General features: G+C 35.3%; 8 protein-coding genes. All 8 read right to left on the bottom strand.

Annotated elements, in window-relative coordinates:
* Positions 1 to 30: 30 nt before the first annotated feature.
* The gene (locus ABVM53_RS12320) at positions 31 to 642 is read right to left on the bottom strand and encodes a DUF3347 domain-containing protein (protein WP_405326473.1); all 612 of its coding nucleotides are present in this window, start codon (positions 640 to 642) and stop codon (positions 31 to 33) included.
* 8 nt (positions 643 to 650) lie between these two features.
* On the bottom strand, positions 651 to 1,895 hold the full coding sequence (locus ABVM53_RS12315; RefSeq protein WP_405326470.1) for a TolC family protein: 1,245 nt from the start codon (positions 1,893 to 1,895) through the stop codon (positions 651 to 653).
* Positions 1,896 to 1,905: 10 nt separating this feature from the next.
* The gene (locus tag ABVM53_RS12310) at positions 1,906 to 5,661 is read right to left on the bottom strand and encodes an efflux RND transporter permease subunit (protein WP_405326467.1); all 3,756 of its coding nucleotides are present in this window, start codon (positions 5,659 to 5,661) and stop codon (positions 1,906 to 1,908) included.
* Between the two features lie 118 nt (positions 5,662 to 5,779).
* Positions 5,780 to 6,196 (bottom strand): HYC_CC_PP family protein, encoded by a 417-nt coding sequence (locus ABVM53_RS12305; protein ID WP_405326465.1) that lies wholly within the window; start codon positions 6,194 to 6,196, stop codon positions 5,780 to 5,782.
* Positions 6,197 to 6,283: 87 nt separating this feature from the next.
* Positions 6,284 to 7,279 (bottom strand): NADP-dependent oxidoreductase, encoded by a 996-nt coding sequence (locus ABVM53_RS12300; RefSeq protein ID WP_405326462.1) that lies wholly within the window; start codon positions 7,277 to 7,279, stop codon positions 6,284 to 6,286.
* Positions 7,280 to 7,387: 108 nt separating this feature from the next.
* On the bottom strand, positions 7,388 to 7,753 hold the full coding sequence (locus ABVM53_RS12295; RefSeq protein ID WP_128757347.1) for a response regulator transcription factor: 366 nt from the start codon (positions 7,751 to 7,753) through the stop codon (positions 7,388 to 7,390).
* A gap of 164 nt (positions 7,754 to 7,917) precedes the next feature.
* Positions 7,918 to 8,655: an Hpt domain-containing protein gene (locus ABVM53_RS12290; RefSeq protein WP_405326459.1), complete on the bottom strand. Its 738-nt coding sequence runs from the start codon at positions 8,653 to 8,655 to the stop codon at positions 7,918 to 7,920.
* A gap of 15 nt (positions 8,656 to 8,670) precedes the next feature.
* Positions 8,671 to 12,303 carry a PAS domain S-box protein gene (locus tag ABVM53_RS12285; protein WP_405326456.1) on the bottom strand — a complete coding sequence of 1,211 codons (3,633 nt, stop codon included), beginning with the start codon at positions 12,301 to 12,303 and terminating at the stop codon, positions 8,671 to 8,673.
* Positions 12,304 to 12,331: the final 28 nt, after the last annotated feature.

Raw genomic sequence — 12,331 nt, 5'->3', positions numbered from 1 at the left:
GCTCTATAACTGTATTATTTAATTATAACTTTATTTAGTTATCGTCGCGGTTACAGAACCACAATTCATCATTTTATCTCCGTAGTAAGGGTTTTGAATGCTACTTTCATTAGATAACCAGTCTGCTCCCTTACCATTTAATGCCATAGGACAGTGCTGTTTATATAAGGTTCCGGCACTTATATTTTTTCTAAAGTATGTCTGTACCGCATTTGAAAATTGCGAAAATGCTTTGCGCTGTGCTTCTAAATCTTCTGTAGTAGCAATTGCCTCTGCTGCAGATTTTAGTTTTGCGTTACTTTCATCAAAAATTATAGCCAGATTTGCCGCTTGCTGTTTAGTCTTTTCTGCATCTGAAGCTATAAGAGCTACACGCACTGCATTATACGCATCCCAAACCCCATTAGAAGCCGAATTTTTAAAAGAAAGAGTTGCTTTGTCAATTCTCATTTCGGTAGATCTGTTGGAGGTTTCCAACTCATTTTGTCCCGCATTACCCATAGGCTCATTAGCTACTTCATTTTCTACTGAAACAACCGGCTCCAAAGAGTCATTCTCAGTTTCATTTTTTTTATCATTACCACATGAAGTTATAGATAAAGCGATAGCAGCAATGCTTACTAATTTGATTGTATTTTTCATAGTCTGTTTTATTTTGAGGTTAAATAATTAATTATAGCAACTTGTTTATAATAACGCATTATGGCGTCAACTTGATTTCTATTAAACCGTAATTGCAACTCTTGAATATCCAAAATTTCATTAAAATCTATAGTTCCGGTTTCATAATTTTTTAGTAAAATTTCTTCAGCATTACGAGCTTGTTTTAAATTCTCTGCTTCTTTGAGAAAATCTATTCGTGCAGAATTTCTAATTCGTATCGCATCTGCATACATCCCTTTTAACAAATTTAAACGATCACTTTTTTGAGCATTTATAGTGGCTTGTTTAATTTCATTTTGCCTACTTATCGATTTATACTTTGAGGTAAATAATGGTACAGACACCGAGATCATAGGCATAATAATATCTTTTCCGTTATTCTCAACCACCATATCTGTACGCTCCGATACCGGCAAATAGTCAAGTCCTAATCCTATTTTAGGTGCAGCATCACGTTGATTGAGGAGCTCTTCCTGGATAATACTTTCTGCCAGTTTATCATAATTAAGAATTTCATAATTGCTTGATATATCGGTTATCGTACTTTCAAAATCTTCTTCAGGCAAATACAAACTATCTGCAACTTGCACTGCAGACTCTACCTCGATATTTAGCAGTGCATTAAACTGAATTTTTGCAGCTTTCAAATCTTCATCTAACAATGCTAACTGCGCATGTAAATCATTTTGACGAATTTGAATTTTTAAAAAATCTACCGCTGATGCCGTTCCTACTTCAACTGCATTAAGTGCTAGCTCTTCATATTTTGAAAGTAAGTCTAAGCTCTCATCCACAATCTTTTTCGTAGCCTGTATCTGGTATAACTCGTAATATTTTTGAGCTACTTCTAATCTCAATTTTCGTTTAGCAATAACATAATTCACATACTCGGTATTTGCTAAAGCATTTTGATAATTTTCACGTGCAGCAATAGTACCAAACCACGGGATCATCTGTTTAACAGAAAACCGAGCTCGTTGACTACCTACTCGAGTTTCTGGCGTACTTACAAAGTATGCCGCGCTAATTTCTGTATCGGGAAGTCCGCCAACTTCATTTATTTTCTCTTTTGCGATCTCATAATTCAAATCAAATGCTTGAATAGCAGTGTTGTTTTCTTCAGCAACTTCAATGTAACTCGCTAAGTCTTGAGAATAAACTTTCACAGCATTTGCACTAAATAAAATTATCGCAAACACAAATTGCCAATACCTAATAGGTTGTATAATCATTTTAATAATTTTATAAGGAGCCACCCGATTGATCTTCAATTTTAATGGCCTTTTTCAATTCATATTCTTTCTTCCAACTATACAACACAGGAACTATGAAATAAGAAGTTATATCTATTATCATACCTCCAAAAACAGGTATAGCCATCGGAATCATAATATCACTCCCGCGCCCAGTAGAAGTTAGTACTGGCAATAAAGCGAGCACCGTTGTAACCGTAGTCATTAGACAAGGTCTAATACGTTTGCCCGCCGCTTTTAAGGTTGCAAGGCGTATCTGCTGTTTAGTATTGGTTTTGGTTTTATCAAAAGTTTGAGTGAGATAAGTTGCCATAACCACACCATCATCTGTTGCAATTCCAAAAAGTGCAATAAAACCTACCCAAACCGCCACACTCAGGTTTACCGTCTTTATATTGAATAGATAACGTAGATTCTCACCAAAGAAATTAAAATTTAAAAACCAATCTTGACCATATAACCACAGCATAATAAAACCTCCCGCAAAAGCCACAGCAATGCCTGTAAAAACCATCAACGAGGTGCTTACAGATTTAAACTGAAAATAAAGAATCAAGAAAATTATGAGCAGCGCTAGTGGTATAACTACCGAAAGTGTTTTTTCTGCCCTTAATTGATTCTCATAAGTTCCCGTAAATCGATAGCTGATTCCTTGCGGTACAATTAATTCTCCAGAATCAATTTTTGAAGCTATTATAGCTTGTGCATCTTCAACGACGTCTACTTCAGCATAACCATCAAGTTTATCGAATAATACATAACCTATAAGAAAAGTATCTTCACTTTTTATAACCTGTGGTCCTTGCTCATATCGTATTTGAACAAGTTCGTTTAAAGGCACCGGGCTGCCACTACTTACCGGCACATAGATATTCTTTAAATCTTCAGGGTTTTCTCTTAGCTCTCTGGGATAACGCACGCGCACCATATAACGTTCTCTACCCTCAACTGTTTGCGTAAGCGGCATACCTCCTACAGCAACTTCAAGAATTTGTTGTACAGTTTGAATAGAGATCCCGTAGCGTATTAATTTTTCCCGTTCAATATCAATAAGTAAATAAGGTTTGCCTACGATGCGATCAGCAAAAACAGCTTCACGCTTTACTCCCGGAGCTTGTTTTAAAATTTCTTCCAATTGCAAACCAAAAGCTTCAATTTCTTTCAGATTTGAGCCTTTAACTTTAATTCCCATAGGTGCGCGCATCCCCGTCTGCAACATCACTAATCTGGTTTCGATAGGTTGTAGTTTTGGTGCTGAAGTTATACCCGGCAATTTTGAGACCCGTGCAATCTCATTCCAAATATCATCAGCAGACTTAATTTGGGGCCGCCAACTACGATAGTACTCCCCACTAGAATCGGGTATTAATTGATCTGCAGAAATTATGTTTTCTTTGAGATCATTACCCGCTCTAGAAGTATTATTTGGATTGGAAACAGCACCACCTGCTTTTAAAACAAAATCTCCATTATTGTTAACCTTATAGCGCTGTTTCTTTCCATCACTATTCAGTAAATATTCTGGTTTATATTGTACGATATTTTCATACATAGATAGCGGCGCAGGATCTAAAGCAGATTCTGTACGACCCGCCTTGCCCACCACCGTCTGTACTTCTGGAATACTGGCGACAGCCATATCCAATTGCTGCAATACGCGTTTATTTTCCTCTACACCAGCGTGAGGTAACGATGAAGGCATCAGTAAAAATGTACCTTCATTTAATGAAGGCATAAATTCTTTTCCAGTATTTGAAAGTATAAGACCTCCACAAATCAATAAGGCTGTAGGTATGGCTAAGAATAGAATTCTATTCGCTAAAGCCCAACTTAAAATACGCTCATAGAAATGTTTTAGAATCCAGAAAACTCCAAAAAAGATTCCGCAGAGGAGAGTTACAAAAACAAGATTGATGACTATACTTCTATCAAAACCTAATGGTCTCCAATAGGTTGCCAATAAAAAAGCAATTGTGATAATTGAGATAATTCCTTCCGCTTGCGGAAAACCATTAAAAGGCAATCTATTTGCATATCGTAAAAGCGCTATTATTCCAAATGCGATTAAGACCAGCCCAAGCCAATTTCCATACACTATTGTTATTAATCCCACTACAGTTAGACCTAATCTAAAAGTCAGTTTTGTAGACTTTTTAAAGCTTTTTCTACGGAAAATTAAAGCAGCAAAAGGTGGAATTATAAATAAAGCAATAACCAGCGAAGCGGTGAGAGCAGCTGTTTTTGTAAATGCAAGTGGTCTAAATAATTTACCTTCTGCACCTATGAGTGTAAAAACAGGAATAAAACTTATAATCGTGGTTAAAACAGCGGTAACAATTGCTCCCGAAACCTCTGAGGTAGCATTATAAATTACGGTATTAAGCGCTAATTTTTTAGCTTGCTTGTTGTTGTCATCGAGATGGCGTATCATATTTTCGGTCAAAATAACACCAACGTCAACCATAGTACCTATGGCTATAGCTATACCCGATAAAGCCACAATATTTGCATCAACATCAAAAAGTTTCATTGCTATAAAAACCATTAAAACGGCTACAGGTAATAATCCGGAAATTAACACGGAAGCTCTTAAATTAAATAGCATTACAATGATTACGAGAATGGTAATAAGTATCTCCATTGTTAACGCTTCATCTAGCGTATGAAGGGTTTCATTTATAAGCTGTGTGCGATCATAAAATGGTACGATTGTTAATTGCGATTTAGTACCATCTGGTAATAATTTAGAGGGTAGGCCTCCACTAATTTCGGTGATTTTATTTTTTACATTGGTAATCACTTCCATCGGGTTTGCGCCATATCGGGCAACTACGACACCGCCCACAACCTCGGCTCCTTCTTTATCTAAAATACCTCTACGCGGAGCTGGTCCTAACGAAACGTGAGCAATATCTTTAACCCGTATAGCAGTGTAGTTTGATGCAGTAACAACTGCATTTTCTATATCTGCTACAGATTTAATATAACCGAGACCACGCACGAGATATTCAGCTTTATTAATTTCTAAAGTTTGCGCTCCTATATCTCTATTACTTTCTTTAACAGCAGTTACAAGAGCACTCAAATCTAGATTGTATTGTCTAAGCAGTTCGGGATTTACGTCTATTTGATATTCCTGAACGTATCCTCCTATAGATGCAACTTCTGAAACACCTCCTGCTGAGGCAAGACCGTATTTTACGTAATAATCTTGAATACTTCGTAATTCTTGTAAATCCCACCCGCCGGTGACATTTCCTTCTTCATCACGTCCTTCTAGCGTATACCAATAAATCTGACCTAAACCAGTGGCATCTGGTCCTAATGTAGGATTAACACCTTCAGGAAGTAATGTAGCAGGTAAAGAATTTAGTTTTTCTAAAATGCGACTACGACTCCAGTAAAACTCGATGTCTTCTTCAAAAATGATGTAGATACTTGAAAAGCCAAACATTGAAGAACTACGTATCGTTTTAACTCCCGGAATACCTAACATAGCCGATGTTAACGGGTAACTAATCTGATCCTCTATATCTTGAGGCGACCTCCCGTCCCACTTTGTAAAAACTATTTGTTGATTTTCACCTATATCTGGTATAGCATCTACGGCTACAGGACTGCGTGGTATAAAGCCTGTATCCCAATTGAAAGGTGCCGTTGCCACTCCCCAACCAATAAAGATTGAAAGTAACAAGATTGCTACAAGCTTATTTTCTATAAAAAATTTGATGCTTTTATTGAGCATATCTAATAGATAATGAATGAGAAAAGTATGTTCTAAAAATTTTAGATAACACAGAAAATTCTTTCGCAAATGCGAAAAAAACTAAGATGTGCAAAGGCACATAACTCTCAAATCAATATCAAATTATAAAAACCTGATCGCGAATATGGATATCTCGAATGAGATTAGGCGGAGAATAATCAGTATAGAATAAATTGTCTATTTGCTCAGGTGCAAGTAGTGCATAGTAGCTATAAACAAATGTTGAAACGAAAAATTGCTGATCTAAATCTAAAGTATAATGTACCGGTTTTAGGTCATCCTTTCCAGTAGCTACGATCTTTTTATCTGAACAGCAACCCTTTAAATCAATTGTCGTATCACAGTCTGCAGTGACACTCTTAACGTCCATACCACATGAATTGGTATGATTTGTAAGGGAATAATCAACAAGCGTTTTACCACAATAATGCATATTTACAGTAAATGACATCGTAGTAAATAATACTACAATTGCCATAACACCTGCAATTATTTTATGTGAAACTTGTTTCATATTCCTGCAAAGATAAGCAAAAACGGTGATGAAAAATAAACTCGGTAAATCAAAAAACTTACCGAGTTCAATTAATCTGTTTGTTTATTATATTTTGACTACCATTTTACCTTTATTCTTTCCTTCAAAAAGGTCTAAGAATGCTTGTGGAATATTGTCAAAACCTTCTACTATGGTCTCTTCATATTCAAGTTTTCCTTCAGAGAGCCATCCTGCTAATTTCTGAATTCCTTCTTGAAAATGTGATTGAAAATCTCCAAGAGTAAAGCCACTCATTGAAACACTATTTTTAATTAAAGTTGTGTTTACACGAGGACCTGTAGGTGTTTCTGTCTTATTATAATCTGCAATTGCACCACAAAGAACTACATGCGCATTGCGTGCAATATTAGCCAGCACTGCATCAAAGATTGTTCCGCCTACATTATCAAAAAATACATCAACACCATCTGGTGCAACCTCTGCTATAGCAGAAGTCATATCGTCAGTCGTATTGTAATTAATAGCTGCATCATAGCCAAACTTACTTTTAAGCATTTCTACTTTTTCATCGCTACCAGCAATACCTATAACTTTACATCCGTGTATTTTCCCTATTTGACCTACTATAGTTCCTACCGCGCCTGCTGCACCAGAAACAACTAACGTATCTCCCTCCTTAGGCAAACCTAATTTTGTAAGACCAAAATAAGCGGTCAAACCAGTTAAGCCCAGAACACCTAAATAGGCAGATAATGGAGCTTTATCTGCATCTACTTTATTCAGACCTTCGCCATTAGAAGTTTGTTGCTCTTTCCAAGCTAACATTCCATTGACGAAATCTCCTTTTTTAAAATTTTCATTTTTAGACTCTATAACTTCTGCAACAATACCAGATGTTATAGGTTCATTAAGTTTAAACGGTTCTATATATGACTTTTGATCCATCATACGCCCACGTAGATATGGATCTACAGAAACATAACGTGCTTCAAGAAGAAGCTCTCCGTCTTTTGGCGATGGGGTATCTTCCTTAGTAAATTCAAAATCTGAATTCTGAGGAGCACCCACGGGTCTATTTTTTAATTTAATTACTTTATTCATCATTTTTGATTTTAAATAAAGTGTAAAGTTAGAGAGGATCGTACAGACAGCTAAACCTTTAGATTGTAAGGTTTAGTTAAAGTATGACAACAGGTTTATAGAAAAGTCTTAAGCTGACTTTAAACGGGCTCTTATGCTGGAAGAAAGTAACAAAGGGTCAAAAGGTTTAGCGATAAAATCTGAAGCGCCTAATAAGTAAGTACGCGTAATTATATTTTTTTCTGCGGCGGCAGATAAAACGATTACAGGAAGAAAAGGAAACTCTGTCTTCACCCATTTAATAACATTCATCCCTGAAGTAAAGGGTAAAACCAGATCGATAAGAATAAGATTAAACTGTATGGTCTTAACCAGCTCTATAGCAGATGTACCATCACTACAAACAATAACATCATATCCTTCTTTGCAGAGCTTAAAATTTAAAGCACTTGCCACCATAGGATTGTCTTCCACTATAAGAATACGCTCACCCATTATCTGTTCTAATTACTAGAGATGATTACTGATAATAATGGCTAATTTAATGTTATTTTTGAATAATAAGCAATTTTATAGTTCAAGCAACTGTAAATTAACTACTTGAAATCTATATTTTACTTGTAGATAATGTGTATTGGTTGAAAAATTAGTCAATCGATTTAGGTAGTTATAAAAATTTCTGGTAAATCACTTTTTAGATGATTCTGAATTGTGCGGAATTCAATATCTAATAGTTTAATCAAATTACCCACTTCTTCATTTTCTGCATGGTGAGCTAATCGATCACAAAAGTCTTTACCTCTACTATTTTCGAGCATTTCGAAAGAAGGCTTAATGTTATGCGCAACATCCCCTATTTGTTTAAAATCATTTTGCTGGAGTAGAGACTGCATCTCTATGATGCGCTCGCCGACAGAATAATTAAAAATGCGGATACTCTCTACAACAAAAGATTCATCTCCTTCAGATAAGTTTCTTAAATAGGCTAATGAATAGTCGCCTACCGCAGGTTCAACAGATTCATCAGGAAAATTAATAACTGCTTTTAATTTTATCTTGTCTTCGGCACTAAATTGATTACTTAACACCCGATAAACAGCTGTCTCAGAATAAATAGGTTCTTGGTTTTCAGAAACAACAAATACCTGTCCGTCGTATTTAAACTGATCGTTGAAATAGTTAAGCGTTTGTAACGCACCTAAAGGCTTAACATTTTCTTCAATAATAATTAATGAGGGTAATTTATTTCTTTTAAGGTGTTGTATTGCTGCCAATCCCGTTGAAAAATAAGTCACTTTACTTTCAACCGGATTCATTAATTTTTCAAAGCGCTCTTGCGTATTAGTATCTTCACCTATAAAAAATACTTCATTTTTATTCCTAGTTACTCCCGTCATTATTTATATAAATCTCTAAATAATTTCAAAGCTACGCTTTGTCAAAAATTTTAAAATACACTGTTTTAAATCTTCTAAGACTACTGGTTTTGATACGTAATCATCCATACCATTTGCAAGACAACGATCTCGTTCTCCTTTTATAGCTCTTGCTGTTAATGCAATTATTATGATCCGCTTGTCACTACTTTCTATTTTTCTAATAGCTTTAGTTGCTTCAAAACCGCTCATAATAGGCATTTGTATATCCATTAGAATAAAATCTATGCTATTATCCTTGTAAGCGTCAACAGCTTCAGCGCCATTATCTACTTCAATCAATATTGAATTAGGTAACACTTTCTTTACTATCGTACGCGTCAAAAACTTATTTACAGGATTATCCTCGGCTATGAGTATAGTAGGTGAAATATTTGTGAGGTCTAACTCTTCAACTACTTCCAGATTAACATCTGATGAAAGTTCACTTTTTTCAAAATCATCAAAAAACTCAAATAATTGATGGCGTTGTACCGGCTTAACAATTTTACTTAAGATATCGAGACCTGCACTCTGCTCATTTAGAACCTGATCTTCTCCAGAGCTATGTAGTAATAAGATAGGTAGTTTTTCTTTACCTATATTTAATTCATTTCTAATATGTCTTATAAGTTCGATTCCATTTAAATAAGGCATATGATAATCTATTATTGCCAAATCAAAATCTGTATCGTTTTCTAGAATATCGAGAGCTTCAATCCCATTTTGAACCATGCGTGATTCAATATTCCTGTCAAGAAGCATCTCATTAAGAATCACCCTATTATTTTCATTATCATCAACAACAAGTATTCGCTTTACGCTCGAGATTGTACTACCATCTGTAGGCAAAGTGTTCTCATTAGAAAGTGCTACTGTGAATGAAAACGTGGTACCTACCCCTAATGTACTTTTAACGCTGAGCTTACTTCCCATGAGCTCGAGAAGTCTATTACTTATGGTAAGACCTAAGCCCGTGCCGCCATATTTTCTGGTGGTAGATGCATCTTCTTGGTTAAAAGCTTTAAAGATTTTTTGAAGGTTTTGAGGAGCAATTCCTATACCGGTATCTCTAATAAAAAACTCATAATTTGTTTTTTGTTTAGACTCATCAAATTCCCGCTGCTCAATTTTGAGCTCAATTTCACCTGCCTGTGTGAATTTTACTGCGTTACTTAAGAGATTTATGATTATCTGTCGCAATCTTAAACCATCTGCTAGCACATATTTATCAAGCTTGCTAGATATATTAAGCAAAACTTCAATATCTTTCTGATGCGCCTGTTGCTTAATCATTTCTACAGAACGACCGCAAAGTTCGGTAAGATTAGTAGGTTCCTCATTAATTTCAAGCTTCCCAGCTTCAATTTTTGAGAAGTCAAGAATATCATTTATAAGATCAAGTAAGGTAATGGCAGATGAGTAGACGGTTTCCATATACCTACTTTGGTTTTCATCTAGAGAAGTTTTCATTAATAAATCTGTAAATCCTATAACTCCATTGAGTGGCGTGCGGATTTCGTGGCTCATATTTGCCAAGAATTCAGATTTAGATCTGTTTGCGGTTTCTGCTCTATTCTTTGCTTTTAAAAGTGAATTTTCCATCACTTTTAAGCTGGTAATATCTGTAGCTACTCCCAGATAGCCTCTAACCTCACCCTCTTCATTTCGAATAGCAGTTATAACGAGCTGTACAGGAAATTTTGATCCATCTTTCTTGACATACGTCCATTCATTCGACTCAAGGTGATTCTTTTTTAACTTGAACGAAAAGGTCTCATTGGTATTTACAGATTCACCATATTTTGTCTGAAGTTTTGACCTGTATTGATCAATTTCATCTTTTAAATGAAAGATTTCAGACTTTTGTTTTCCTATTACTTCTTCCGCTTTGTAACCCAGTAAATTTTCGGCACCTTTATTAAATTTTCGAATATTTCTATCCAGATCTGTTTCAATAATTATAACCTGAGTTGTAGAATCTAATAGGGCTTTTAAATCAGCAAGACTATCTTCTAGTGCGATTTTAGCCCTAATTTGTTCTGTCATGTCTACGACGTGACCAATAAGAGAAGAAACTTCGCCCTGATCATTTCGTAAACCCGATACAGTTAGATAGCAGTTGACAATACTACCGCTTTTATGAATGTATCTCTTTTCAACCTGGTAGGTATCAAGCTCCTTATTAATTATACGGGTAAATAGATTAATATCATTTGATCTGTCATCGGGATGGGTTAGCTGCTCAAGAGTTTGTTTAACTATTTCCTCCTTTGTGTAACCCAGCATTTGTGCTAGATTATTATTCACATTACGCCACTTACCTCTAAGGTCTACAAGCGCCATCCCATTAGGCGAGTATTGAAAAACACGTTTAAAACGTGTGGCGTTTTCAAGTGATTTGCGCTCTAGTCTCTTTTTATTAGTTATATCTTCTACCTGGGTAATTATAAAATGATCATCCTCAGATTCATTTTTAACTAGTGAAGATTTTAAACTACACCAGATTGATCTCCCATCATGATGATAACATTCTACATCGATACTATAATTACTTATGTTTCCTGCAAGTAGTTCTTTGCGTTTCTCAATAGCTAAAGGTAAATATTCGGGCTTTATAACATCTTTAAATGTGTAGGTCAACACCTCGCTTTCCGGTAAATTCTCTAATCCAAAAATCGTACGAGCAACCGGGTTAGCCATCTCCAGATTATTCCTTTGGTTAACCAAAATGATACCTAGCGAAGAGTTTTCATATATATTTTGAAATCTTAACTCTGCTTTTTTATGTGATTCTTCTTGTAACTTTCTATCGTTTATATCTTGAAATGCTCCATAAACACGAATACATCTACCTTCCCACATCTCGGCCTTACCCAGACTTCTTACCCACTTCTCAGAACCATCTGCCAATACAATAATGAATTCATCATCATAAGAGACGCCATTCTCAACACAATTTGTAAACCGTTTTATTAAAAGATCTCTACTCCATCCTTCTTTAAAAAAGTTAATTCCTGTTTCTAAATTAGGTTTATAATCTTCAGATACACAATGAATGGCTTTAGTAACCTTAGTCCAACTTATATCATTTTTGATTAAGTCGACTTCCCAACCTCCTACATTTGCGAGTTCGTTTGTTTCTTCATAAATCTCCTTGAGCTTTTGTAAACTCTTTAAGCGCTTTGAAATTTTTGAATTGGTACTATCCTGATCATCTAGCTTAATAAATTTTATAAATAGATGCTTAATATTATTTGGGTCTTCAATTATTAAATGCGCTGGCTCACAATTTAAAAACTCTCCGTTACGTGTAAGAAATGTAAATTCACATTTCTCTACCGGTTCTGGTAATTTTTCCCCACTCGCTATATATTCTTTTAGCTTATCAATTTTTGTACGTCCTGAAATACCAACTGAATGTCTCCACAAATCTGCTTTATCTTCCTCAGAGGGCACTTCATAATCGAGCTGTGACCAGATAGATTCAGTTACAATAAAATCGTGAAGATTGGACAAATTTGAATAATAAAACCCAATGTTTACTTCCTTAGTAATCCATGAGAATATGGAAGGATTTTCACGTAAGATCGAATGGAAATCGTCTTTAAAAAATTTTGGTTTAGACATAGTCTAAAATATTAGGTAATAAGTTGGG

This window comes from Leeuwenhoekiella sp. LLG6367-2.1, assembly GCF_045055775.1.
In the GTDB taxonomy this organism is placed as follows: domain Bacteria; phylum Bacteroidota; class Bacteroidia; order Flavobacteriales; family Flavobacteriaceae; genus Leeuwenhoekiella; species Leeuwenhoekiella aequorea.
This window is presented reverse-complemented; position numbering and strand designations above follow the sequence as displayed.